Source organism: Microbulbifer sp. VAAF005 (genome assembly GCF_030012985.1).
Classification (GTDB): domain Bacteria; phylum Pseudomonadota; class Gammaproteobacteria; order Pseudomonadales; family Cellvibrionaceae; genus Microbulbifer.
Genome location: NZ_CP120233.1, coordinates 3,092,214 through 3,117,880 on the forward strand (window position 1 = coordinate 3,092,214; position 25,667 = coordinate 3,117,880).

Below are 25,667 nucleotides of genomic sequence, written 5' to 3' on the forward strand. Positions count from 1 at the left end.
TCGGCTAGAAGCCAATCTATCCGTTAGTTGTTATGACTTATGCCTTCTTCTACAAAACTTGAATCCCAACCTATGTCTCGCGTCTGGAATCTGGCTTGGCCAATGATACTGAGTAATATTTCAGTGCCCTTACTCGGGATAGTAGATACCGCAATTCTTGGTCACCTTCCATCTGCAGAGTACCTATCCGGTGTAGCTATCGGGGCTAGCGTAATGTCGATGCTTTTATGGGCATTTGGGTTTCTGCGCATGGGTACTACCGGACTGGTGGCTCGGAGTACAGATCTTGGGATTCAATGGTTAGTACGTGCACTAGTATTAGCCATGGGGTTGGGAATCACTCTGTTTATTGTTGCCTCTCCTTTAATCTACTATATCGTTGAGTGGATGAATGCCAGTCAGGAAGCACAACCCCACGCACTGGCCTACCTACAAATACGTCTGTTATCTGCCCCCTGGCTCTGGCAAACTTTGCCATTCTGGGTTTTTTTATTGGTCGACAAGATAGCCGTGCGCCTCTATATATACTTTTCGCTGCCAATCTACTGAACATAGCCCTCGATTTCCTATTTATTCTTGGCCTGGGCCTAGGGGCAAAAGGTGCAGCAGCGGCAACGGTACTCGCTGATATTTTTGCATTTCTACTGGGTCTATATCTTCTTTCCAGGGTTCATGTTGATATCTGGTCTTATATACGCAAAGAAATTGGGCAGAAGAAACTTCTCCCCTGGATCGATTCATCCCCATGGATCAATCTTTTAAAGATAAATACAGAATTATTTATAAGAACCTGTTTGCTCTTGCTAACACTCAATTTTTTTACTGCCCAAGGGGCAGCCCAAGGTGATAATGTACTTGCTGCAAATGCTATTCTTATACAGTTATTAATGATGACTTCCTATGCCCTGGATGGTTTTGCTCATGCTACCGAGGCCTTGGTTGGGGAATCTATAGCAAAGAGATCAACGACTCTATTCAGAAATACCGTTCGCAGTGCAGGTTTGTGGGCCCTGGGAAGCGCTGTCCTGATTACGCTGGTACTAGTTTCAGGGAAACCCTTGATTTTATCCTTATTTACAGATATCAAACCAGTAATCCACCAAGCGGAACAGGTATATTGGTGGCTCTGTGCATTACCTTTATTAGCGGTTTGGAGTTATCAGCTCGATGGTGTTTTTATCGGTGCTGGGAAAAGTCGCGATATGCGTAATACTATGTTTATAGCCTCAGTACTGGTTTTCTTTCCCGCCTGGTGGTTTACAAGGGATTGGGGGAATACAGGCATATGGTTCAGCTTGTTTTTGTGGATCGGAGCACGATCTTTAGGACTCATAGTATATTTTCAATACTACACTGTAACCAATTCCTGGATACGTAAATTACAGTAAAACTGTGGCAGGATATTTAGAGTTATTTTTTAATGTATAAATAACAGAATATGACAAATTTTGCGATTGAGAAATTAACTATTTCAGTCAGGATTACTCACTATCAAAATAGTAAATCTCTTATGATGCTACAAACACATTTAAAGCTATAATCTCAGGTTGGTAAATAATGAGCGGGCAAAGCAACAAATAATAAAACCCGCTCATATTTTTAATAGCTTGAAGACTGTACCTGTTTTTGCACTAGAATTTTCTTAAAATTTCCATAAAACGCTCCCTCTCCCTGTATAACAGCGCCATATAGGTCTTCAACCTTCTGCTTTAATTCTTGGCTATAAAAATATAGGCTGCCGTTTCGGACACTATAGGACTTTGGATTCTCAGCCATGGTTTTGTAAAAAAGGGATACTCTTTCCAGATAGGTATCTGCCTGCTTTTTGGAAAAATTACCTTGTTGGTAATTATCTAAAACCTGAGAACTGATTTTTTGAAGAGTTAATTCGCGCTCTTTATCTGAAAAACGAAAGGCTTTTAATTGCGTATTGATATCTCGCTTTAGGTCTTTCATATAGCGAGCTGCAGCTTCTGCTGATTCATATAGTGCGTGAATAGTCTTTTCCCGCTTCCGCAGAGCACCGCGATCTTTCAAGGTATATATATTGGAGATTTCCTTTTCGGAGAAATCGCCCAGGGGGCGAAAAATAGTGACATGTTGCAAATTGCTATTCCTTGTGAGCTTGTCACAAATATTTATTGCATGTCTCCACTTTTCAAAAGATTCTCCTTTAAGGATTTGACCAGGTAAAGCTTTTACAGCCACTCCCAACCTATTTTCCTCTTCAATGTAAAAATCTGGATGGGCTTTCCAGTCATTGGCTTGTAAACGGAATAACGTAAGTATCCCCTGATTCACACAGCTCGCCAATAGGTAGGCAACTTGTTCTCTCTGCTGCTCTGTTTTTTTCGATGGCGATCAAGGCCATAGAGACCTATGATCGCAACCGCAATAAAAACCACCAGTATAAAAAATATTTTTTTCACTTTTTACGGCTACTTGTGGGTTGGATAAGTTTCACTGGCTCCTCGTGAATATCTTTCTCTGTATCTTGGTTAACACGAGTAGACAGTTCTGTTGGCGCTGACTGCAATCGAATTTCATCCTTAAACCCACAGGCAACACATTCCCTATAATTTTTCCCATCCTTGTGATAGTTAATAATTTTATCCATTTCGCTACAGCGGGGGCACACAGCCCCTGCAATAAAGCGTTTTTTAACGATCTTACCAGACTCAGCCGAATCTTCTTTCTTCATCATGACTACTACTCAATATTTCATGATTGACTTATCCGTTACACAGGACTGATATTCAGCTCTTGCTGCTCGATACCAGAGTGACGCAATAGGGCATCAATTTGCGGCTCTCGTCCACGGAATTGAACAAACAGCTCCAACGCATCACGGCTACCACCCTGTTCCAAAATACTGTGCAGAAATTTATTTCCCGTCTCTCTATTAAAGATACCATCTTCTTCAAATAGAGAAAAAGCATCTGCCGAAAGCACTTCTGCCCATTTATAGCTGTAATATCCTGCGGCATAACCACCAGCAAAAATATGGCTAAAAGCATTTTGGAAGCGGTTTTCTGCGGCGATAGGCACAACAGCAACCTCTGCTCGTACCTGATCCAGTAAAACCTGAACTTTATCGGCGGTCAATGCCTCTTCGCTGGTATGGAGGCGAAAATCAAAAAGTGCGAACTCCAACTGGCGTACTGTAAACATGGCAGACTGGAAATTTTTCGCTGCCAGCATTTTATTCAGTAAAGCTTCGGGAAGGGCCTCTCCAGTTTCGAAATGTGCAGAAATTATGGAAATAGCCTGGGGTTGCCAACACCAATTTTCCAGAAATTGGCTGGGCATTTCCACCGCATCCCAAGCAACACCATTAATACCAGAAACTGCTGCCACATCAATCTGTGTCAGCATATGGTGGAGGCCATGGCCGAATTCATGGAATAAAGTGGTTACTTCCGTGTGGGTTAAAAGTGAGGGGATATCACCTGCAGCCGGACTGAAATTACATACTAGATAAGCTATAGGCAACTGGAGTCCGGTGAGCGTGTGGCGACGACTACTTACTGTATCCATCCAGGCCCCGCCACGTTTTTTCTCACGTGCGAATGCATCCAAATAGAAACCAGCTATCTTTTCGCCGTCTCTCAGCAGCCAAAAGAACTGCACGTCGGCATGCCAAGTAGCAACGCTGGTATCTTCTTCAACTGTGATTCCGAATAATTTATCCACCACAGTAAAGAGGCCGTCAACGACTTTGGCGTAAGGGAAATAGGGTCTTAATTCCTCTTGGCTGATGGCGTATCGCTGCTGTTTGAGCTTTTCTGCGGCCCAGGCCACATCCCATGGTTGCAACTCTTCAATGCTGAGTTGGTCTGCAGCAAACTCTTTCAGCTCAGCCATTTCTCGTTGGGCTGCTGGCCTGGCTCGTTCTGCCAGATCCTGTAGAAATTCCAGAACCCGCTTTGTATTTGGAGCCATTTTGCTGGCCAATGACAACTCCGCATAGCTGTTCATTCCCAGTAAACTGGCCTGTTCAGCGCGCAATGCGAGAATTGCCTCCATCACTTCGGAGTTATCGTATTCACCTGCCTGGGGACCAACTTCGGATGCGCGACTAACAAAAGCCAAATGGACATCCCGACGCAGAGATCTATTTTCAGCGTGGGTCATAACAGCGAGAAAGCTGGGCCCCTCTAAGGTAATCAGCCACCCATCCAGACCTTTTGCCTCAGCTGCATTCCGTGCAGCGGCGAGAGCAGTTTGAGGAAGCCCCTGAAGCTGAGCTTCATCATTCGTATGCCAGGTCCAGGCATTGGTTGCATCGAGGACATTGTTGGCAAATTGGCTGGATAACTCCGCCAAACGCTGACTGTTAACGGCAAACTTTTCACGGGACTCTCCTTCAAGGCCTACACCACCGAGTTCAAAGTCTCTGACTCCCAGCTCCAAAGACTTCTTGCGTGCCTGTTGCCAGTTTGCAAATTCGGGCGACTGCATTAATTGGAGGTACAGGTCGTAAAGTTCGCGATTTTGCCCCTGCTTTGTCCAGTAAGCCGTCACTTTGGCTAAGGCGGCCTCATAGGGCGCCCGCCAGGGGCCACTTAGAACGCTGTTCAGGTGACTGACTGGGGAGAAGGCTCGATTTAGCTGGTCTTCCGCCTGTTCCAGAGGCACCAGCGTATTATCCCAGCTAGGGGTCTCCAATCCCTGTTGAAGGGTTTGCTCACACTCTTTAATCAGTTCGGCGATGGCGGGTTCCACCTGCTCGGGCTCGAGATTATCAAAAGGCGGCAGCAGCGGGATATTCAACAGTGGATTGGACATATAAGACTCTGTGCTCGAATTAGGATAAAGCTATGATAGAGGATTCATTGTACAGGAGCTTATTTATGTCCCCACTGCGCAGCCACGATGATTCCCACGGCGAGAAGTTTCCAGAACTTGGCGACAGCGTATATATCGATCCGCAATCCGCAGTCATTGGTGACGTTACCCTGGGGGATGATTGCTCCGTATGGCCCATGGCCGTTGTGCGCGGTGATATGCATAAGATCCGAATCGGCGCGCGAACCAGTGTACAGGATGGGGCCGTTCTCCATATCACCCATGCGGGACCATTCAACGCCGACGGTTGGCCGCTGACTATTGGCGAAGATGTCACTATCGGTCATAAAGCCTGCCTGCACGGCTGTACCATCGGCAACCGGATCTTAATTGGTATCGGATCTATTGTTCTCGACGGAGCCACTATTGAGGACGATGTCGTACTGGCAGCCGGAGCACTGGTTCCGCCCGGTAAAACCCTGGAGAGTGGTTATCTCTATGTAGGCGCCCCCTGCAGAAAGGCGCGCCCCCTGTCTGACAAGGAAAAGGCTTTCTTTAAGTATTCCGCTGAAAACTACGTGAAACTGAAAGATCAGTATCTCCTTAAACAGCAACCATAGTGACAGCCGGCTCCCCGCTATGCTTAACCTGAATATGGACCAGCTGCATATTTTTGTGCGCTCCTGTGAAGTCGGATCTTTTTCGGCGGTTGCTCGCGAAGTGGGCCGGGCTCAGTCTTCTGTAAGCAGCTTGATTCAAAATCTTGAACTTGACCTGGGGCTGACTCTCTTTAACCGCGAAGGGAAATATCCCCAACCCACCGACGCCGCTTTGGCATTACTGCCATTAGCACGTCAATCGTTGGGGCAGTTGCAGCGCTTCCAACAGGCGGCAAATTCCTTCCAGCGGGGAGAAGAGCCCCAGCTCAATATATTATTTGAAGAGCTGGTAATGCCGGATCGACTCAACGATATGCTGGTAACTTTCAGCGAGCGCTTCCCGCATACTGAGCTTCAGCTCGGCAGTGTTACTGGGGAGGAAGCGGTCCAGCAGGTGACACAGGGTGAAGCCGATTTTGCCTTTGTCACCTCAAGGGATTCCTATCCCAGCTCGCTGGATACCAGTAACCTGGGACAACAGCGGGTACTTAGCCTGGCCTGTCCGGAACATCCCCTGGCCCAGAAAAAACAATCCTCATTGAATGAAGCGGCCCAGCACCGACAGATCACCACAGCACCAGAATCCCAAAGGTACCGTTGGCAGCTCTCTGCACAGACTTGGCGAAGTGATTCTCTGCTACAGGCCCTGGATCTGGCATGTAAGGGGGTTGGGTGGGTCAATGCGCCCTACGAACTGGCCCGCCCCTTTTTAAAAAGCGGCAGGTTGGTTGAGCTCAACTTAACCGGTTCTCTCAATACCTGGAGCCTCGGTGTGGATCTGCTCTGGTCCAAGCAGACGCCACAAGGCTTAGCTGCGCAATGGTTTGCCCGGGAGTCCCGGCGACTCTACGGTAACTTTTACAGCCCACCTATCGAAATATCCGATAGAAACTAATTTTTACCTATCAGGCTTTTACATAAGACTTGGCGTTGTAGGCCGATGGTCTGTGACTCAATCCGACTTGATTAGGAGCCAAACTATGTCCAAACAGCAATATCTCCAGGAAATGGAGGCCTTCTCCCAAAAATACCGCTATGACATGGACTACTTGCGCGAGTTTCTTCAGGGCTCCCCAGAAGGCTTTGAAAAATTCAGAAATTTTCAGCCCTTATCCATGCACAGGGAGTTTTTACCTATTGATGTTTTTTGGGTGAGTAAGATAGCGGCAATGCAAGTAGCTGATTGCGGCATGTGCCTGCAACTGAATGTGCGTATGGCCTTAGAGTCTGGTGTTGAACCCCACTTGGTGAAAGCTTGTATCCAGGGCGGCAGCGGCCTGCCTGAGAACTTGCAGGACATTTTTGATTTTGCAACAGCCGTGGCCAGCTACAAAACGATCGACCCTGTTCTCAATGAACGGATAGGTGCACAACTGGATAACCGACAGAGAATCGAGCTGGGGGTCAGCGTCGCTACCGCGTCGGTCTTCCCCACAATCAAGCGGGCTATGGGATATACCCAAAGCTGCAGCCTGGTTGAGATCGAATTTAAACAGTGATGTGGCAGGCCTTGGCAACCAAGGCCTCCTCACTATTTACCCTGTAGCCGCAGCAGTGCCGATGCACCTATGCCGCCAATGGCACAAGCTAGAACGATAACCAGGGGCGTCATTTGTCCCAGTACCAGAGCACCGTAGTCATAACCTCTCTGCGGCAGAAGATACAACAGCATCAACCCTGCCGGCACCAGGGATAAGAGGAAGCCCCGTATTAACCAGGCGTTGCGCAAAGGCAACAAAAACAGCAACCCGAAAACTCCACCCCAAACTACGCGCTGGTACAGGTAGGCATTGCTCAGGGATGGCGCCAAATCTACCCCCAAAAACTGGGTGAAGCCATACCGCCCCATGGCCCATAGCCCCACGGCATAGCAAAGCCCACCGAAACACCCCACAGCAAAACAAATCGACAGGTTTCGCACAATATCACGCACAAAGCTTTCTCTCTTTTAATTATCGGTTGTCTGATTGAGGTCCCGGCGCAACTTGGCCATGATCGGCGCTGTTTCAGGACGTACACCACGCCACAGTAAAAATGACTCAGCGGCCTGCTCTACCAACATCCCAAGGCCATCAGCACTCTCTGCGCCCTGTCCACGCGCCCATTGTGTAAAAGGCGTTGGCTTGGCTCCATACATCATGTCGTATGCTTTGCCATGACTCGCAACGCAACCTTCAGGCAATGGAGGTAGCACACCGCCTAGGCTTGCAGAACTCGCATTGATAATCAGGTCGTAGCAGCCTCTCAACTCCCCCAGGCCACCGCCGCTCAACTCTCCCAACTGGGAAAATTCTGCCGCAAGCTGCACTGCCTTTTCTGCGGTGCGGTTGGCAATATGCAAATGCGCGGGTTGCTCTGCCAGAATTGGAAGCAGTGCTCCCCGAGCAGCACCACCAGCACCAAGCAAGAGAACTTTTCTATCCCTGATTTCCCAACCCAAGTTGCTGTTAATATCAAATACCAGACCAGCCCCGTCGGTGTTATCGCCGAGAATCTTCCCGTTTTTCGCCAGAGCCAGAGTGTTAACTGCGCCAGCGGAAGCTCCCCGTTCAGTCAGGGTGTCTGCCAATTCGAAGGCCTGTATCTTAAAAGGCACCGTCACATTGAGGCCACAACCACCCCCAGCAAAGAAAGCCCGTACGAAGCCGCTAAAGCCATCCTGGGGGGCAAGCTGCTTACTGTACTCAACCCCCTCTCCCGTTTGTGCCGCAAAAGCGCTGTGTATCTCCGGTGAGAGAGAGTGTTTTATGGGATTGCCCACTACTGCATAGCGATCACTCATGACCTCATCCTTTTGCGCGCTCTCACCGCCTCTCGAATCTTGGCACTTTCATCGACAATTATCAGGCCATCTATTTTGAGACCGTCGGCAGCTTCAGCAACCAAATAGCGGGTGTGAGAACTGTACAGCTCTACCGCCTTTTCCTCCCCCTGTGAATGAAGCAGGGTCCAACGCAAGCTCGCAAGGGTGCTGTATTCGTTTAACTCTATCACTTCAGTGACAGTGCCAAGAATCTGACAGACTCCCAGCCGGCGGTAAGCGTTGAGTAATTTAACCACTTGCTGGATAAACTCATCCCTCGCCACAGCGAGCTTTACGCCATCCTCCCGATAGTAATGCAGAGGGAAGCGATAAAAATCAGCTATCTGTTCCACATCTCCCGTTTCAAAATGCCGCCTGTAATCGAGAAACAGGGAATTAATGCCTTCCAATCGCGATGGGTGCACAGCAAATCTCCATTGTGACAAATTGGCTGCCTATACCCAGTCTCTGTGCGGCAGAAAATCGGTGTAGAGTTTTTCTTCCTCAGAGCCCGGCTCCGGTTGCCAGTCGTATTTCCAGCTCACCAACGAAGGCAGGGACATCAGTATGGACTCAGTTCGCCCGCCACTTTGCAAGCCGAACAGGGTGCCACGGTCAAATACCAAATTGAATTCCACGTAGCGCCCGCGACGATAGAGCTGAAATTCACGCTCACGCTCACCGTAAGGAGTCTCTTTGCGCTTCTGCACGATTGGCAAATAGGCCTCCAGATAACTATCGCCAACTGCGCGCATAAGCGCAAAAGCGTTGTCGTAGCCGCCTTTATTAAAATCATCAAAAAAGAGCCCGCCAACTCCCCGTGCTTCATCCCGATGCTTCAGGTAAAAGTATTTATCACACCACTGCTTAAAGCGGGGATAGATCTCACTGCCAAAAGGCTCACAGGCCTGCTTGGCTGTTTGGTGCCAATGTACGACATCCTCGTGATAGCCGTAATACGGGGTAAGGTCATAGCCACCACCAAACCACCAGATGGGCTCAGCTCCAGGCTTTTTAGCCACAAATAGACGCACGTTTGCATGGCTAGTGGGCATGTAGGGGTTGCGCGGGTGAATTACGAGAGAGACGCCCATCGCCTCAAAAGAACAGCCGGCCAGTTCCGGGCGATTTGCCGTAGCCGAGGGTGGAAGTCCATCCCCATAGACATGGGAAAAGTTCACGCCCCCCTTTTCAATCAGGTTGCCCTCTTCCAGTACCCGGGTTCGACCACCACCGCCACCGGGCCTTTCCCAATTATCTTCGCGAAATGGTTGGCCGTCTTCTTCACTCAGGGCATTACAAATGCGGTCTTGTAGGCCGAGGAGATAAGCCTTTACTTCCTTGGTATCGATATCACTCATAGGCGAAAACTACGTCACTGTTTTGAAATTAAGCACCCGCCCTCAGTACGCGGCCACTTTGCAGATCGCGTATTTCACTGGGGGCGCTGCGACCACCGGTTGAGCCGCCACCGACAAAGTCGAGATCGCGGCCGAAATAGCGCAGTACCTGGTATTTATTGCGGGCGGGTTGAGACCCGGCCGGGTTTGCTGAAGTGGATACGATAGCACCGCCAAAGGCGCGTGTTAACGCAGCGGTAAACGGATGATCGGTGCAGCGCAGGGCTACAGATTTATGCACCCCACAGACCCAGGAGGGAATCAGGTCCCGATGGGGTACAAGCCAGGTAACCGGGCCCGGCCAGCTGCGATCCAACTGTTCCTTTTGTCCATCACTGAGATCGCTGAGGAGGGGGGCAAAATGTGTTCTATCACCGGAGACCAGGATCAAACCCTTTTCAAGCGGACGATGCTTGAGTTGTAACAGGCGCCTAACAGCCAACAGGTTATTGGGATCGCAAGCCAAGCCCCAAACAGATTCAGTGGGATGGGCAATAACACCACCCGCTGCCAGGGCGCGGGCAGCCTGATTTACGGAAAGTGGTGAGTACTTCATCTTATTAATGCCGGTTTTACTTCATCTTTACGCTGCTGCAAATCTTGCTGCAAGGGAATATGGAACGGACACCAAAGGCAACTTCCACTACAGGCACATCGAAGTCAAAACCCGTCAGGATCGCTACAAAAGGCTTTCTCATTTCGACTCGCCTTAATGTCAAGCGAGGTGAACCGAGGCAATCTAGCGGATTGCCCAACTGTGCACAAGTTGTAACCGCCTTGCTCAGCCCAGCTTTCTATTTCAGACAAAGGCTGTGGCAATTTATATTAAACAAGACCTGCGAACCGCTCCTCAAAGCGCCATTTTTACCCCTGACGCATAGCTGGGATGTACTTTGTGGAACTCAGCCAATTGTCGCTGAATTACTTCATCTGGTACACCCGCCATCGCTTCTGCAATATTGCTGTATAAACGCTGCTTTTGTTCATCGTCGAACAAATCAAAGAGCGCTCGAACCTGACTGTAATCGTCATTACCTTTGCGGTGGTCATATCTATCTGCCGCACCGGATATTGGTAACGGGGGTTCTTTCGCTTTTGGGTCCCCCTCTGGTCCAGAAAAACTATTCGGCTCATAAAAGGCATCCGGATTACCACTGCGGATACCTGTACTATTCATTTCACCATCCCGGTAATAATTATGGACCGGACAACGCGGTGCATTCACAGGAAGACTCTCATAGTGAGTTCCCAAGCGATGACGGTGTGCATCGGCATAAGAGAATATACGCGCCTGCAGCATCTTATCTGGTGAGAAACTGATACCCGGTACGATATTGGATGGGGAGAAAGCTGCCTGCTCAATTTCTGCAAAGTAGTCTTGCGGGTTGCGATTCAACTCCATGGTTCCCACCTCGATGGGAGGGTAATCCCCGTGGGGCCAAACCTTGGTGAGGTCAAAGGGGTTGTAACTTGTTTTGCCAAGGTCTGCCTCGGTCATGACCTGAATTTGGAATGTCCACTTCGGACATTCCCCATTTTCTATCGCGCTGTACATCGCCTCCTGGTAACTCTCCCTCGAGCGTCCAATCACAGCTTCAGCTTCCGTATTGGTAAAATACCTATGTCCCTGCTGGGTCTTGAAATGGAATTTCACCCAGAAGCGCTCCCCATTGTGATTCCACAGGGAGAAGGTATGGGAGCCATAACCATTCATATGCAACGGAGATATGGGCAAACCGCGATCGGAGAACAGTATGGTCACTTGGTGAAGACTCTCGGGACTCAACGACCAGAAATCCCACATGGCTGTGGGGGAGCGCAAGTGAGTGCGTGGATGCCGTTTTTGTGTGTGGATAAAGTCCGGAAATTTGTAGGGGTCTCGTACAAAAAAGACTGGCGTATTGTTGCCGACCAAATCCCAATTGCCCTCCTCCGTATAAAACTTCAGTGCAAAACCACGCACATCCCGTTCCGCATCAGCTGCACCCAATTCACCGGCCACGGTTGAAAAACGGGCCAACAGTGGGGTCTCTGCCCCCGGCTGCAGCACCCGGGCACAGGTGTAGTTTGAGATATCACCGGTAACCCTCAAAATCCCATAGGCGCCCCAACCTTTGGCATGTACCGCCCGCTCGGGTATACGCTCACGATTTTGGTGAGCCAGTTTTTCAATAAGCTGATAGTCCTGAATCAACAGGGGGCCATCTGGCCCCGCTGTAAGACTGTTTTGGTTATCGGGAACCGGAGCGCCGGCATCAGTGGTGAGTTTGGGTTTATCCGCCATAATCAGACTCCAGTTTTGGAATCCACTGAGTATTAACGCTGCCATAGAACTGCGCGAATTGATCGGCGGCTACACCAACAACCAAGATGTTTCTGACTGAATAATTTTATAACTTCCTTCTAAGACCTTTAGGGACTCACTAACTCCTCAGGGGTTTTAGCCAGTACCCTCCCGTCCGTGTAGCGGCTTCCCTTCAGAGTTAGCTGGTAAGACCCTGTGAGTTGCTCGACCAAGCCCTCTAACTCCAATTCCATCAATACAGCCATTAAATCACCCGGCTCAATTCCGGTATCCCGCGATAAAAGTTCGATACTTCGAGGCCCACCGGCAAGCGCCCTGATGACTTGTTGCTGAAGCTCTGGCAGCGGTTTAGCGGGGGGGAGATCAGTAGGTGTGGGGTCTGCCAGTAAACCGCCAAGCTGGCTAGCTACATCTGCGCTGGTTTCAACCAGTGTCGCACCTTCTTTAATCAGGTGGTGGCAACCCCTGGCCATTGGGTTGTGAATAGAACCTGGGATCGCAAAAACCTCTCGATTCTGCTCCAGCGCCAAACGCGCCGTAATCAGAGAACCTGAGCGCATCGCTGCCTCTACCAGTAATACCCCCATTGAAAGGCCACTGATAATCCGGTTCCTCCGAGGAAAATTCTTCGCCTCAGCACTGCTGCCAAGAGGCAATTCGCTGACCAGGGCGCCGCCTGCAGCGAGAATATCCTCCGCCAGGGGGCGATTGTGTTTGGGATAAATGCGGTCAACGCCACTACCCAAAATAGCGATCGTAATGCCCGCAGCCTGTAGCGCCCCCCGATGAGCTGCGGCATCCACGCCCAGGGCCAGCCCGGAAGTAATAGCAAATCCGGAACCCGCCAATTCTACGGCGAAGGCCCGAGCATTATCCAAACCTGCCACAGTGGCCCGACGGGCACCCACCATCGCTACCTGAGGCAGCTTCAGAGCGCTTCTTTCACCACGGATATAGAGCACAGGCGGGGGGCGTGAGGTCTCAGATAACAGGGCGGGATAATCGGGATCGCTGTGACAAACTAGCTGTACCCCCAGGTCTGCACAGCGGGCCAGCTCACGCTCAACCCAATCAGCGAGCTCACTGGCGGCAGATCGGCTGGAAAATTCCCGCCACTGGATTTGGGCCCGCGGTGATAATTTTTGCAGAAGAGGTTGAGGAAACTGCTGGAGAGCCTCTTCGGCAGTGGCAAAGTGCTCCAGTAATTGCCAGTAGCGAGCCGGGCCAATTCCCTCGAGACGCAGCAACGCCATAGTAGCGGTCAATGCATCCATGCAACTTACCATTTTCTGTTTTGATAGTTGTGCGGCAGGGCAAACAGCAACACCTGCCGCGAGATTTTCTGGGATCGCTTAGGGGTTGCGCACCATATCCATCACTGCCAGCGGGCGACGAGCGTCCAGTACCAGGGCTAGGCTCATTTTTTCAAAGGTGCGGAACACCATTAACTCACCAGCGCGGGTATCCGGAAGCTTAACCACATCACCGGCAATACGATCGCGTACCGTTGAACCCGCTTTGTATATCGCCAGGACATTGCCCGGCAGTAATCCTTCCCGTTCACCAATATTGAGGATTACGACATCAAATTTACCAATTTGGGTAACCCCTTCATCAACCCCTACAATCAGGCTATCGATAGCGATAGTGGGCGCACTGGGATGAAACAGGGCTTCAATTGAGCGCTCCTCCACCGGCATCAACCGGTCATCGAGGCGAACCTCACGGGCAGTGCTGCGTACGCCCATAGTCGCAACAGAAAAGTCAGGATTGTTGTCCGGGTCCAGTTGGAGCAAGTCGACAGAACCTACGCCAAGGGCTTGTCGCCCGAGGACTTCACCCGAAACAGGGTCGGAGTAAACGGGGCCGGGGCGATAAATACCATAAGACGGCAGTGGAGCACCAAAATCACCGCGCGCATAGATGGTATCACCCGCTCCCATCAGAATATGGTCATCGGAGCCGGAAACAATGTAAGGGGTACCTTCAAAAGCACCGGGCTCGACAATACGGGTACGGGATAAGAAAGCATTAATTGCATCCAGCGGAATCGCCGGAATTGCATCCTCAACTGCCTGGCGGCGGATCGAGGGCGACAGGCGGTTGCCATCAACCCCCGGCGACAGTTGATACGCCCGGGGGCCGCGTTGCAGCTGTAGCTGTGGTTGGCCGTCTATATAAACAAGGCGCAGGCTATCTCCTGGATAAATCAGGTGGGGGTTTTCCACCTGTGGGTTCACTTGCCAAATCTCCGGCCAGTACCAGGGTTGCACCAGAAACTGACTGGAAATATCCCAGAGCGTATCGCCCTTTTGCACCACATAAGCGTCGGGGTAACTGGGGTTCAGGCGAACCTGATCCTGTGCTTCGACACCAAGGGCAACCGCTAACATCGAGATCGCGGCCAGGATAATTTTTTTCATGGAAGCATTCCTATGCTCTTTATCGCTATAATTCTCAGCGCCGGGCCACTCCCGTGAAGGGAGCGAGACCGGACCCGGGCGCATAGCGCCAGCAAAAACAGGGGTCCACTCGGTAAATTTTGAGCGCGATCATAATGTTATCAGCGCACGTTCAACGAATACTAGAAGTTTGTCACAGGTGTTATGGCTAAACTCGAGATACTGGAATTTCCCGATCCGCGCCTGCGCGAGGTCGCTAAACCCGTCGCTGAAGTGACCGACGCCCACCGCCAATTGCTCGACGACATGTTTGAAACCATGTACGCCGCGCCCGGCATCGGCCTCGCCGCCATCCAAGTCAATGTGCAGGAGCGCATTGTGGTGGTGGATATCTCTGAAGACGGCAATGAACCGCTCGGGTTTATCAACCCCGAGATCGAAGTGCTGGACCCGGAGATCCACCAGTACGACGAGGGCTGCCTGTCAGTTCCCGGTTTCTACGAAACGGTGGAACGCCCGCGCAAAGTGCGTGTTAAAGCCCTGGACCGCAATGGCGAACCTTTTGCCCTGGAGGCCGAGGGATTGCTGGCGGTCTGTATCCAACATGAAGTCGATCATTTGGACGGCAAGCTGTTCGTGGATTACGTCTCGCCACTGAAGCGCAACCGCATCCGCTCCAAGCTGGAAAAATCCCAGCGCCGCCGCGCCTGATCTGCGCCAGCCGCAGGAGCCTGGAGCTGCCGCCTTACGGCAGCTCTCCCCCTTACTTGAGAGCAAGTCAGTGAATATTATTTTTGCCGGTACGCCGGACTTTGCCGCTGTGCACCTGCAAGCGCTGCTCGACAGCGAGCACAATGTCATTGCCGTTTACACCCAACCGGACAGGCCGGCTGGGCGTGGTAAGAAATTGCTCGCCAGCCCGGTGAAACAGCTGGCACTCTCCCACAATATCCCGGTGTACCAACCCCTGAGCCTGCGCGACGAGACGGCCCAGGCGGAGCTCACTGCCCTTGGAGCGGATATTATGGTGGTGGTGGCCTACGGCCTGATACTACCGCAGGTGGTGCTGGATACCCCGCGTCTGGGCTGTATCAATGTGCACGCCTCTTTGTTGCCGCGCTGGCGCGGTGCGGCACCGATCCAACGCGCGGTGGAAGCGGGTGACAGCGAGAGCGGTGTCGCCATTATGCAAATGGAGGCGGGCCTAGATACCGGCCCAGTTTTGGTGGAAAGCCGCTGCGCGATTACTGAGTCCGATACCGGTGGCAGCTTGCACGACAAGCTGGCGGAACTCGGCGGCCCATCCCTCCTCCAGGCCTTGGCTCTACTGGAAAGTGGCAGTGCCAACCCTCAGGTACAAGACGATACCCAGGCTAACTACGCCAACAAAATTACCAAGAAAGAGGCGCAGATCGACTGGCAGCGCCCCGCTGCTGAACTGCATCGATTGATACGCGCTTTTAACCCCTTCCCGGTGTGCTGGAGCACTTATCAGGACAAGAAGGGCGAGCAGCGCCTGCGTATCTATAGCGCCGCCATCGAACAGGGCTGCCACAGTGATCAGCCCGGTACCATTCTCTCCAGTGACGACGAAGGTATTTTAGTGGCCTGCGGCCGCGAGGCCCTACGCCTCCAATTAATACAGCTACCGGGTAAAAAAGCGCTTCCCGCAGCAGAAATTTTGAAAGGCTACCGGGAGCAGTTCGCCCCGGGTACCAAACTGGGATAATTATGAGCAGAGATGTACGCGCCGAGGCCGCCCGAGTTATTGCCTCACTGCTGGAAGAACGTGGCTCGTTGGCAAGACTTCTGCCTGCCGCCGAGGACAAAGTCGAGGAGCGCGATCGCCCCCTGTTGCGGGAGCTCTGTTACGGCAGTGCCCGCACGGCACCGCGCCTGCAATTGATCGCCGCCAAGTTACTGCGTAAAAAAGTCTCGGATATTGAGGTCAATGCACTGATCCTGCTGGGCATCTACCAGCTCGAGTACACTCGCATCCCCGATCACGCCGCCATATCTGCAACCGTCAATGCCGCGCGCAGCCTCGGTCTGGACAGAGCGACCGGGCTGATCAACGGGGTGCTGCGCAACGCCCTGCGCAACAGTGAGCAGCTTCAGCGCAAGCTGTCCGGCAATCCACAGTTCAGCTCTATGCACCCGGCCTGGTTACAGCAGCAGATTAAAGCCGCCTGGCCTGAGAAGGCGTCAGACATCTTCCGCGCCAACAATGCCAACCCACCCATGACCTTGCGGGTAAATACTGCCAAGATCTCGCGCGAGGACTATTTACAACAGCTCGATGAAACCGGCCTCTCCGCCGAGCCCTGTACTATTTCCCCGGTCGGTATCACCCTGGTTGAGCCGGTTTCAGTCACAGTGCTACCGGGCTTTGCCGAGGGCTTGGTCAGTGTTCAGGATGAGTCCGCACAATTAGCGGCGCTGCTGTTACAGCCGCAGGAAAATGCCCGGGTGTTGGACGCGTGTGCGGCACCTGGAGGCAAGAGTTGCCACTTATTGGAGCAGGAATCCAGCATTCAGTTGAGCGCGTTGGATATTGAGGAGGACCGCCTGGTGCGGGTCGAGGAAAACCTCGAGCGCAACGGGCAGAGTGCCGAGCTTATCTGTGCCGATGCCACGTCTCCGAATGAGTGGTGGGACGGGCAGCAATACGACCAGATACTACTGGACGCACCCTGTTCGGCAACCGGGGTAATTCGCCGCAACCCGGATATCAAACTATTGCGCCGGGAAGCAGACATTACCGAGTTAGTGGCTTTGCAGGGCAAGATCCTGCGCGCTCTTTGGCCCCTGGTTAAACCGGGCGGGCAGTTGCTTTACGCCACCTGTTCCAGCCTACCGACGGAAAACAGCGAAGTCGTCGCAGCGTTCATTGCGGAGACAGAGGATGCGAGCGACAATACCCCTGAACTGCTAAACGATAAGCCCTGGGGCGAGAAACAAGTTGCCGGTATGCAGCTTCTACCCCAAACCGGCGGCGGTGACGGTTTCTACTACGCTCTGCTGAGCAAAGCTGAATAACGACGTCGCTAGTCGCGAGTCTCATCCGATATGAAAATTGTCATTCTCGGCGCCGGCCAGGTGGGCGGCTCTCTGGCGGAGGCCCTGGCCTCCGAGCGCAATGATATTGTCCTGGTGGACAGCGACGAGAAAACCCTGCGCGAACTGCGCGACCGCATCGATATCGGCGTGGTACTGGGCCACGCCTCTCACCCGGATATTCTGATGGAAGCCGGGATTGAGGATGCGGATATCCTGGTTGCAGTCACCAATAACGATGAGACCAATATGGCGGCCTGCCAGATTGCGCACTCTCTGTTTCGCGTCCCCACCAAAATCGCCCGGGTACGGGCCTCCTCCTACCTGCAATACCCGGAATTATTCGATACCCAGGCCATCCCTATCGATGTACTGATCAGCCCGGAGCAACTGGTTTCAGAGTATATCTCCCGCCTGATGGAACATCCCGGAGCCTTGCAGGTATTGGATTTTGCCGGTGGTCGCGTACAGCTGGTAACGGTTTTAGCCGTTCAGGGCGGGCCTCTGGTTGGGCACCAACTGCGCTATTTGCGCGAGCATATGCCCAAGGTAGATACCCGGGTTGCTGCGATTTATCGCCGCAACCGGCCAATTATTCCCCAGGGTGATACGGTGATTGAAGCCGGCGATGAAGTGTTCTTTATTGCCGCGCGAGCAGATATTCGTGCGGTAATGAGCGAACTGCGTCGATTGGAACACGGTTATAAACGAGTGGTGATCGCCGGCGGTGGCAATATTGGTTTGCGCTTGGCCACCCGGCTGGAGAATCGCTATTCGGTAAAAATTATTGAGCAGAGCCACGAGCGCTGTGTATTTTTATCCGAGGAGCTGTCCCACACCATTATCCTGCACGGCAGCGCCTCCGATCAGGAGCTGCTGTTGGAAGAGAGCATCGAAGATACCGATGTTTTTCTTGCCCTTACCAATGACGACGAGGCTAATATCATGTCGTCACTATTGGCCAAACGTCTGGGCGCACGCAAAGTGATGACCCTGATCAATAACCGCGCTTATGTGGACCTGGTACAGGGCGGTGAAATCGATATTGCCATCTCACCGCAGCAAAATACGATTGGCAGCCTGCTCACCCATGTGCGCCGAGGAGATATGGTCAACGTCCACTCCCTGCGTCGAGGTGCAGCTGAAGCCATTGAGGTTATCGCCCACGGTGACGAGCGCACCTCCAAGGTGGTGGGGCGCAAGATCGAAGATATCGACTTGCCCGAGGGCGCCTCGATTGGCGCCATTGTACGGGAAACGGAAAATGGCAGCGAAGTTTTGATGGCACACGATGATGTCATTGTGCAAAGCGATGACCACGTGATTGTCTTCCTTATCGACCGCCGCCAGACCCGCCATGTAGAACAACTGTTCCAAGTTGGTTTTGGCTTTTTCTGAGCAAATAATATTTTCGTTTTCCGGCGATAACGGTCTCCGCCGTCCAGATAACATTGCAACAAATAACGATAGGCTGATAGGCGCCAATGCGAATTGCGGTAATTGCGCGAGTTTTTGGAATTCTCTTGACGGTGTTCAGCCTGACTCTGCTGCCGCCGATTGGCGTATCCCTTTGGTATGAAGATGGTACTCACAGCGCATTTGTCGCAGCTTTCGTCATCACTCTGATCACCGGCCTGTTCATGTGGCTGCCAGTGCACGATTTGCGCGAAGACCTGCGCACCCGGGACGGATTCGTGGTGACATCTTTGTTCTGGCTGGTACTGGGCAGCTTCGGTGCCCTACCCTTTATTATCAGCCCACAGCCTGATTTGAGTATCACCGACTCTATTTTTGAATCCATCTCGGGGCTAACAACCACCGGCGCCACGGTGATTACCGGGTTGGACTCACTGCCTCCTGCCATTCTCTACTACCGCCAGCAGTTGCAGTGGTTTGGCGGTATCGGCGTAATTGTTATCGCCCTGGCCATCCTGCCGATGCTGGGTATCGGTGGTATGCAGCTGTATAAGGCAGAAATTCCCGGCCCGGTAAAAGATACCAAATTGACTCCACGTATTGCCGAGACAGCACGGGCACTAATTGTTATTTATGTGATTCTAACAATCCTCTGCGGCATCGGCTACTGGTGGGCCGGCATGACGGTATTCGACGCCGTTGGCCATGCGTTTTCCACTGTGGCCAATGGAGGCTTCTCCACCCACGATGCCAGTATGGGGTTCTACGCCCACAACCGCGCGATCATGATTATTTGTATCGTGTTTATGTTTACTGCTGCCATTAACTTCGGTCTGCATTTCTTCGCATTTCGCAACAGGACCCTCAGCCACTATTGGCGCGACTCAGAATTCCGCTTCTACGTTATGCTGATTCTCGGTGCCGGCCTGTTGATCAGCTGTTACCTGTGGATATTGAATATCTTCTCCCCCGGTAACAGCCTGCTACACGGTTTCTTCCAGGTGGTCTCGATCAGCACCACTGCCGGCTTCGCCTCGGAAAATTTCTCAGCCTGGCCAGTATTCTTACCCTACGTCCTCTTGCTGTTAGGTATTCTCGGTGCCTGCGCCGGCTCAACCTCGGGGGGCATTAAGGCGGTGCGCGGTATGCTGATTATGAAGTCCGGTATGCGCGAGCTGAATCGCCTGGTACATCCCAATGCGGTTATCCCTATCAAGATCAATCGCAAAATTGTCCCCGATCGAGTTACCGACGCAGTGTGGGGCTTCTTTGCGGTCTATGTTTCATCCTTTTTTATCCTCGCCATTATCGTCATCGCCACCGGTGAAGACTTTGTCACCTCCGTTACTACAGTAGCCTCCTGTCTGAGTAATATCGGACCCGCCCTCGGCGAAGCCGCTGCCCACTATGGCGCGGTTAATGAAGTCGCCAAATGGTTTCTTATCCTGGCGATGCTGATGGGACGCCTGGAAATATTTACCCTGCTAGTACTACTTACCCCGGCTTTTTGGCGCCACTAACGACACAAGATGTCATGGCCACGCTAACGCGTGGCAATATTTTTTAATTTCTGCCACAGTTGCTGTTTACAGGAAGTAACTAATAAAAACAGGCTGTATGAGCAGAGATACTAGTGCGCTGCTCGGTCAACTCAAAATTGATCGGGAAACAGCGCCCGAACCCAGTTCCCCATCGCGCAAAGTTATATTGGCGGCATCTGTCGGCCTAGTTACTGGCATAGTTATAGGCCTTGCCGGCGCTTCTCTATTTGCAGAAGACAGTACACCAGTGCTCCCCCAAAGTAGCGAACCTCAAGCCAAGACTCTCAGCTTGATTCCCAGGGAGGAAAAATTTCACGAGACCATTCTTAATGCTTCCGGCTATATCACACCGAGGCGCATGGCTACGGTCTCTGCTGAAGTAATGGGCCTGATCAGTAGTGTGGATGTCGAAGAGGGAATGCAGGTCGAGGAGGGACAGGTTCTGGCCCGCTTGGATGATGCCAAAGCGCGGGTCGCGCTGGATTTTGCCCAGGCACAAATTCAAGTGCTTCAAGCCAAGGAAGCGAGTATTCACGCGAAGTTAAAAGAGGCTGAACGCCAATATCGGCGTTTTGCCGGACTTCGAGACAAAAATTATTCCAGCAAAGCGCAGCTCACCCAAAGTGAATCCTCGGTAGAGGGGTTACGGGCAGACTTAAAAAGTGCCCGCGCCAATATTCAAGTCGCCATTCTTGAAGCTGAGAGGCAGCGCGAACGCCTGGCAGATCATATTATCCGCGCGCCTTTTGCCGGCGTAGTCACGACAAAAAATGCACAACCTGGCGAGATAGTTGCCCCCAGCTCTGCCGGCGGAGGTTTTACCCGCACTGGAATCTGTACCATCGTGGATATGAATTCACTCGAAATCGAAGTGGATGTGAACGAAGCCTTTATCGGCCGAGTTGCCAAGGGACAGAAAGTTAACGCCAACCTGGATGCCTATCCGAACTGGGACATCCCAGCTACCGTTATCGCCATCATTCCAACGGCCGATCGAGCCAAGGCGACTGTCCGGGTACGAATCGCTATCGATGACAAAGATGCCCGAATCCTGCCGGATATGGGCGTTAAAGTGGGCTTCCTCGCAGGCGAGGCCGCAGCTCCCTAGCAAACACCAATAAAAACACAACAGTATTTATAAGAGGGAATTTGAGATGTCAGAGGAAGTGTTGTTTCAGCTGAAGGATGTCAGCAAAAGTTTTACCAAGGGCAAAGAGACCATTTCCATTTTTGAATCCCTGAATATGGAAATTGATCGCGGTGATTTCGTTGCCATTATGGGGCCTTCGGGCTCCGGTAAAACAACGCTGTTAAATATGTTGGGCGGCGTCGATCAACCCAGCGGTGGAGAGATATGGTTTGACAGCGAGCGCATTGACTCCCTCAATGAAGGCGCCCTAACCCGCTGGCGAGCGAGAAATATTGGTTTCATTTTCCAATTTTACAATTTAATGCCGATGCTCAATGCCCAGCGCAATGTAGAGCTGCCGCTACTGCTGACAAATCTCTCCAAATCACAACGCCGCCACAATGTGGAAACCGCACTGGCCCTGGTGGGATTAAGTGATCGGGCAAAACATATGCCCAGTGAAATGTCCGGCGGGCAACAACAGCGTGTTGCCATCGCTCGCGCGATCGTTTCCGATCCAAAACTGATTCTGTGTGATGAGCCCACTGGCGACCTGGATCGGGCCACAGCAGATGAAATACTGGAAATGCTGCAATTGTTAAACCGCGATCACGGCAAAACCATCGTGATGGTTACCCATGATCCCGCGGCTGCAAGATACGCCAAGCGCACCCTGCATCTGGATAAAGGACAATTTGTGCAGAGGGAAATAGTGGCATGAGTGATTTTTATTTGGTTTTTAAAAATATGACAAGGAAGCCCTTGCGGCTATTCCTTACCTGCTTTGCTATTTTTATCGCCTTCTTGATTTTCGGTGCGGTTACCAGCCTCAAGTCCGCATTAAATTCCAGCGTGGAATTATCCGCTGATAATCGTCTGGTGGTATTCAATAGAATTAACTTTACCCAGTCACTACCCATTGCCTATGTGCAAAAGGTTGCAGCCGTCGAGGGAGTGAAACATGTAACTCATCTCAACTGGTTTGGCGGTTATTTTCAGGAACCCAGCCGGCAGGTCGTTTCAATGGCTGTAGATCCAGAATCCTATTTAAAAGTCTATGAAGAAATTGTTATTCCCGAGGAACAAAAGCAGGCTTGGTTTAACAATCGGCAAGGGGCTTTGGTTGGGGAAAAACTCGCGCAGATTTACGGCTGGAAAGTGGGCGATAGGATTCCTTTATCCTCCAATATTTTTTCGCACAAAGATGGTGGCTACACCTGGGAATTTGTGATTTCCGGGATTTTTAAAGGGGATACGGAACAGTACGATACACGCCAATTATTGTTTCATTATAAATATTTTATGGAGACACAGACTTTCGGTGGCGACTGGATTGGCTGGATGGCACTAACAACCGATGATCCCGCTATCAATGAAAACGTCGCAAAAACTATCGATGATAATTTTGCCAACTCGCAGAATGAAACCGATACCAGTACCGAGAAAGCATTTAATAAAGCCTTTATTGAACAAATCGGAAATATTGGCTTAATTATTTTTTCTGTGGTGTTTACTGCCTTTTTCACCATATTGGTAGTGGTTGGCAACACTATGGCGCTGGCTATTCGCGAGCGTACCGGGGAAATCGCCGTATTAAAAACCCTGGGTTTTTCCAGCACCCGTATTTTCCGAATGGTGCTGTCGGAGTCCCTGTTAATTGCCTTTGTCGGCGGCCTTTCCGGCCTGGCCGCAGCCTGGCTGCTGGTCGAAGGGGTAAAAACCTTCCTTGCCCGCTTTTTGCCTAACTTGATTTTGGATGGTGATATCGCCCTGCAAGCCATTCTATTTATGTTGTTGTTGGGTCTGATTACCGGGCTGATGCCAGCCTTTCAGGCTCTGCGACTCAACATAGTAACTGCATTTAACCGACAACAATAAACTGGTGCCCCACTGAAACTACACAATAGTTTTCACTGGGGAAGCCTTAAAGGAGAAGAAATTATGGGTTCTCTTATTGCACAAATTGTTTCGGTAACCCTGATGAATCTGGGCAGCCTGCGTCGACGCCTGTGGATGTCACTGGCCATGGTATTTGCCTCGGCAGTTGTCGTCGCAATCCTGCTGGCGTTTCTCGCTATGGCCAAGGGATTTGAGGCGACCATGAGTGGGGCCGGCTCCAGCCAGATCGCTATCCTGATGCGAGAGGGGTCTGCCAGTGAAATCAACTCTGTAATCCTGCAGGACCAGGTCAACCTGATTGCGGAATCGGCCGGTGTTGCCAGGGATACGAACAGCCCGCTGGTATCACCGGAGCTCTACGTTATTGTCGATGGCCTGAAGAAATCCACCGGCACCGAAGCCAATATCCCCCTGCGCGGTCTCAATGAAACCGGCATGGCCATGCGCAATAACATGCGTATGGTGGAGGGGCGAATGTTTACTCCCGGCACTAACGAAATGATTGTTGGTGAAGGGGTATTGCGTGAATTTAATGGTTTCGAAATCGGTAAAGAAGTGCGCTTTGGCAAAAACCTGTGGACAGTTGTTGGGGTCTTTTCCACAGGGGGTAATATATTTGAGAGCGAGCTGTGGGCAGATATCAAAATTATCCAAAGTCACTACAACCGGGGTAACAGCTACCAGTCAATCCGTTTGCAATTGGAGAATAACGGCGATCTCAAGCCCATTCAGGAAACCATTAAGCGCGAGCCCCGCCTGAACCTGGAAGCGCAAACCGAACAGGAGTACTTCGCCAGCCAGGGTAAACAGCTGCAATATATCGCTACTTTTGGCTGGATTATCAGCTCTGTGATGGCGCTAGGCGCATTGGCCGGGGCGCTCAACACCATGTATACCTCGGTAGCGGACCGGGCTCGTGAAATCGCTACTTTGCGCGCATTGGGGTTCAGCAACTTCTCCGCGTTCTGCGGCACTATTGCTGAGGCCATGGTTTTAGCTGTTGCCGGTGGGCTTTTGGGTTCCCTAGCTGCTTACCTGTTTTTCGACGGTCTCAACACCTCAACTCTGGGAGGCAGTTTTACCCAGGTGGTGTTTAGTTTTGAGATGTCCCCAGACCTGTTTGTGCAGGGCGCCGTATTGGCGCTGGTGATCGGTTTTATCAGCGGCTTCTTCCCAGCCTGGCGCGCGGCACGCATGCCGGTTGTGGTCGCTTTCCGGCACGCGACTTAAATAATTTTATGTGGGGGCTTCTATGAAGAGCCCCTACTTTTTCTTGCGGTAAATTTTACTCTTGCCTTCCGGCTGTTTCCTGAAGCGCTTGTATTCCCACTGATACTGTTCCGGTGCCTGGGCAATACAAGCCTCTACACCGCGATTCATCGCCGCCAGGGAAACTTTCTGCTCATCGCTATAAATGGCCTTTTCCGCAGGAACAAATACCAGCTCAAATCCACCTTCAACGCGCTTGCCGAAACCAAACACCACATGGCAATTAGTGCGCTGTATCAAATTGTGAACCAAGGTCATCGTCAATGCGGGGCGCCCAAAGAAAGGGGCAAAATCCCCCCCATATCCGGCTCCTGATCGGGAAGTATCAGGGCAAAATTACCGGCTTTGAGAGCCTTAAGTAGCGAGCGAACCCCATGTACGTTGGTGGGAACCATCTTGCCACCGGTCACTTCCCGCCCATTGCGAATAACTGGGTCCAAAGCTTCAATTTTGGGAGGCTGGTATAGCACTGTGCAGGGAGCCAGGGTGCCTACATGCAAGCCAAAAATTTCCCAATTGCCCGTATGCGGCATCAGTACAATTGTGCCGGTCCTGCCTTCTTCACTCCCGTCGAGCAAGTGCTGGTTGCGCACTCCCACAATCGCATTCTTACTTTTGGCCCAGGGGGTGTTCCATAGGGCCGCCATCTCAAAGCCGGTCATTGCAGTACCGATCACGCTCTCTCTGGCGAGCCGTTCGCGCTGCTTTGGGTCCATGGCCGGATAGCACAACTCCAGGTTTATACGGCTCAGGCGCAGCCCCTCGGAGCGCGTCCACACAGCAATTTTGCCAACGAGTAAACCGAGGTGTCGCGACCAAGACAACGGCAGTTTGCCAATGATTTTCAGTGCCCCTACTGCAAGGCGCCCTTTAATATCCACTGAATTACTTCCTATCCACAAAAGCCATTTTGAGACGGCTATCTAGTTCGAGAATGAACATTGACACCTCCGAAGCGGCTATAGCGCTTTAAGCACAGGAGCCGCTGCCGCTATAATT

General features: G+C 51.7%; 28 protein-coding genes. 14 read left to right on the plus strand and 14 right to left on the minus strand.

The features are described from left to right. Positions 1–102: 102 nt before the first annotated feature. Both P0078_RS13740 and P0078_RS13745 read left to right on the plus strand, forming a co-directional pair. Positions 103–549, plus strand: coding sequence for an MATE family efflux transporter (locus tag P0078_RS13740; RefSeq protein WP_282930526.1), 447 nt, complete (start codon positions 103–105; stop codon positions 547–549). Then, positions 492–1,388: an MATE family efflux transporter gene (locus P0078_RS13745; protein WP_282934613.1), complete on the plus strand. Its 897-nt coding sequence runs from the start codon at positions 492–494 to the stop codon at positions 1,386–1,388. Before P0078_RS13740 ends, P0078_RS13745 begins: the two co-directional genes overlap by 58 nt. A gap of 211 nt (positions 1,389–1,599) precedes the next feature. On the opposite strand, the gene P0078_RS13750 is transcribed toward P0078_RS13745, so the two are convergent. The 3 genes from P0078_RS13750 to P0078_RS13760 all read right to left on the minus strand — a co-directional run bounded on the left by P0078_RS13750 (position 1,600) and on the right by P0078_RS13760 (position 4,788). Then, positions 1,600–2,301, minus strand: a complete 702-nt coding sequence (locus tag P0078_RS13750; RefSeq protein WP_282930527.1) for a hypothetical protein — start codon at positions 2,299–2,301, stop codon at positions 1,600–1,602. 124 nt (positions 2,302–2,425) lie between these two features. Next, positions 2,426–2,704 carry a YheV family putative zinc ribbon protein gene (locus tag P0078_RS13755; RefSeq protein WP_282930528.1) on the minus strand — a complete coding sequence of 93 codons (279 nt, stop codon included), beginning with the start codon at positions 2,702–2,704 and terminating at the stop codon, positions 2,426–2,428. A gap of 35 nt (positions 2,705–2,739) precedes the next feature. Further along, complete coding sequence (locus P0078_RS13760) at positions 2,740–4,788, minus strand: M3 family metallopeptidase (RefSeq protein ID WP_282930529.1); 2,049 nt, start codon at positions 4,786–4,788, stop codon at positions 2,740–2,742. 65 nt (positions 4,789–4,853) lie between these two features. Here P0078_RS13760 and P0078_RS13765 point away from each other — a divergent pair, with 65 nt between their 5' ends. The 3 genes from P0078_RS13765 (at position 4,854) to P0078_RS13775 (ending at position 6,946) form a co-directional block, all read left to right on the plus strand. Beyond that, positions 4,854–5,408, plus strand: a complete 555-nt coding sequence (locus P0078_RS13765) for a gamma carbonic anhydrase family protein (RefSeq protein ID WP_282930530.1) — start codon at positions 4,854–4,856, stop codon at positions 5,406–5,408. Positions 5,409–5,427: 19 nt separating this feature from the next. Further along, positions 5,428–6,342 carry a LysR family transcriptional regulator gene (locus P0078_RS13770; protein WP_282930531.1) on the plus strand — a complete coding sequence of 305 codons (915 nt, stop codon included), beginning with the start codon at positions 5,428–5,430 and terminating at the stop codon, positions 6,340–6,342. An 85-nt stretch (positions 6,343–6,427) separates the two neighbouring features. Then, the gene (locus P0078_RS13775; RefSeq protein WP_282930532.1) at positions 6,428–6,946 is read left to right on the plus strand and encodes a hypothetical protein; all 519 of its coding nucleotides are present in this window, start codon (positions 6,428–6,430) and stop codon (positions 6,944–6,946) included. Between the two features lie 32 nt (positions 6,947–6,978). On the opposite strand, the gene P0078_RS13780 is transcribed toward P0078_RS13775, so the two are convergent. The 9 genes from P0078_RS13780 to P0078_RS13820 all read right to left on the minus strand — a co-directional run bounded on the left by P0078_RS13780 (position 6,979) and on the right by P0078_RS13820 (position 14,378). Then, entirely contained in the window at positions 6,979–7,380 is a 402-nt protein-coding gene (locus tag P0078_RS13780; RefSeq protein WP_282930533.1) for a hypothetical protein, read from the minus strand. 15 nt (positions 7,381–7,395) lie between these two features. Further along, positions 7,396–8,229, minus strand: a complete 834-nt coding sequence (aroE, locus tag P0078_RS13785) for a shikimate dehydrogenase (RefSeq protein WP_282930534.1) — start codon at positions 8,227–8,229, stop codon at positions 7,396–7,398. Next, positions 8,226–8,675, minus strand: a complete 450-nt coding sequence (locus P0078_RS13790) for a DUF6841 family protein (protein ID WP_282930535.1) — start codon at positions 8,673–8,675, stop codon at positions 8,226–8,228. Before P0078_RS13790 ends, aroE begins: the two co-directional genes overlap by 4 nt. 30 nt (positions 8,676–8,705) lie before the next feature. Next, positions 8,706–9,611: an oxygen-dependent coproporphyrinogen oxidase gene (gene hemF, locus P0078_RS13795; RefSeq protein ID WP_282930536.1), complete on the minus strand. Its 906-nt coding sequence runs from the start codon at positions 9,609–9,611 to the stop codon at positions 8,706–8,708. 28 nt (positions 9,612–9,639) lie between these two features. Then, on the minus strand, positions 9,640–10,206 hold the full coding sequence (gene tsaC, locus P0078_RS13800; protein WP_282930537.1) for an L-threonylcarbamoyladenylate synthase type 1 TsaC: 567 nt from the start codon (positions 10,204–10,206) through the stop codon (positions 9,640–9,642). Positions 10,207–10,222: 16 nt separating this feature from the next. Next, complete coding sequence (locus P0078_RS13805) at positions 10,223–10,348, minus strand: hypothetical protein (RefSeq protein WP_282930538.1); 126 nt, start codon at positions 10,346–10,348, stop codon at positions 10,223–10,225. Between the two features lie 152 nt (positions 10,349–10,500). Then, on the minus strand, positions 10,501–11,934 hold the full coding sequence (locus P0078_RS13810) for a catalase (protein WP_282930539.1): 1,434 nt from the start codon (positions 11,932–11,934) through the stop codon (positions 10,501–10,503). 128 nt (positions 11,935–12,062) lie between these two features. After that, positions 12,063–13,229 (minus strand): DNA-processing protein DprA, encoded by a 1,167-nt coding sequence (dprA, locus tag P0078_RS13815; protein WP_282930540.1) that lies wholly within the window; start codon positions 13,227–13,229, stop codon positions 12,063–12,065. A gap of 78 nt (positions 13,230–13,307) precedes the next feature. Further along, on the minus strand, positions 13,308–14,378 hold the full coding sequence (locus P0078_RS13820; RefSeq protein ID WP_282930541.1) for a LysM peptidoglycan-binding domain-containing protein: 1,071 nt from the start codon (positions 14,376–14,378) through the stop codon (positions 13,308–13,310). A 183-nt stretch (positions 14,379–14,561) separates the two neighbouring features. On the opposite strand from P0078_RS13820, the gene def reads away from it, so the two are divergent. The 9 genes from def to P0078_RS13865 all read left to right on the plus strand — a co-directional run bounded on the left by def (position 14,562) and on the right by P0078_RS13865 (position 24,629). Then, entirely contained in the window at positions 14,562–15,068 is a 507-nt protein-coding gene (gene def, locus P0078_RS13825; RefSeq protein WP_282930542.1) for a peptide deformylase, read from the plus strand. 70 nt (positions 15,069–15,138) lie between these two features. Next, entirely contained in the window at positions 15,139–16,086 is a 948-nt protein-coding gene (gene fmt / locus P0078_RS13830) for a methionyl-tRNA formyltransferase (protein ID WP_282930543.1), read from the plus strand. A gap of 2 nt (positions 16,087–16,088) precedes the next feature. Further along, positions 16,089–17,396: a 16S rRNA (cytosine(967)-C(5))-methyltransferase RsmB gene (rsmB, locus tag P0078_RS13835; RefSeq protein WP_282930544.1), complete on the plus strand. Its 1,308-nt coding sequence runs from the start codon at positions 16,089–16,091 to the stop codon at positions 17,394–17,396. Positions 17,397–17,426: 30 nt separating this feature from the next. Further along, the gene (gene trkA, locus P0078_RS13840) at positions 17,427–18,812 is read left to right on the plus strand and encodes a Trk system potassium transporter TrkA (protein WP_282930545.1); all 1,386 of its coding nucleotides are present in this window, start codon (positions 17,427–17,429) and stop codon (positions 18,810–18,812) included. 86 nt (positions 18,813–18,898) lie between these two features. After that, positions 18,899–20,350: a TrkH family potassium uptake protein gene (locus P0078_RS13845; RefSeq protein ID WP_282930546.1), complete on the plus strand. Its 1,452-nt coding sequence runs from the start codon at positions 18,899–18,901 to the stop codon at positions 20,348–20,350. A 97-nt stretch (positions 20,351–20,447) separates the two neighbouring features. Further along, complete coding sequence (locus P0078_RS13850) at positions 20,448–21,479, plus strand: efflux RND transporter periplasmic adaptor subunit (RefSeq protein ID WP_108731210.1); 1,032 nt, start codon at positions 20,448–20,450, stop codon at positions 21,477–21,479. 46 nt (positions 21,480–21,525) lie between these two features. Next, complete coding sequence (locus P0078_RS13855) at positions 21,526–22,221, plus strand: ABC transporter ATP-binding protein (protein ID WP_282930547.1); 696 nt, start codon at positions 21,526–21,528, stop codon at positions 22,219–22,221. After that, positions 22,218–23,378 (plus strand): ABC transporter permease, encoded by a 1,161-nt coding sequence (locus P0078_RS13860; RefSeq protein ID WP_282930548.1) that lies wholly within the window; start codon positions 22,218–22,220, stop codon positions 23,376–23,378. The genes P0078_RS13855 and P0078_RS13860 overlap by 4 nt, the downstream gene beginning before the upstream one ends. Before the next feature lie 63 nt (positions 23,379–23,441). Then, positions 23,442–24,629, plus strand: a complete 1,188-nt coding sequence (locus P0078_RS13865) for an ABC transporter permease (protein WP_282930549.1) — start codon at positions 23,442–23,444, stop codon at positions 24,627–24,629. Positions 24,630–24,662: 33 nt separating this feature from the next. Here the strand turns inward: P0078_RS13865 and P0078_RS13870 are convergent, their stop codons facing one another. Beyond that, positions 24,663–24,926, minus strand: a complete 264-nt coding sequence (locus P0078_RS13870) for an LpxL/LpxP family acyltransferase (protein ID WP_282934614.1) — start codon at positions 24,924–24,926, stop codon at positions 24,663–24,665. A gap of 2 nt (positions 24,927–24,928) precedes the next feature. After that, positions 24,929–25,549, minus strand: a complete 621-nt coding sequence (locus P0078_RS13875) for a lysophospholipid acyltransferase family protein (RefSeq protein ID WP_282930550.1) — start codon at positions 25,547–25,549, stop codon at positions 24,929–24,931. Positions 25,550–25,667 lie beyond the last annotated feature (118 nt).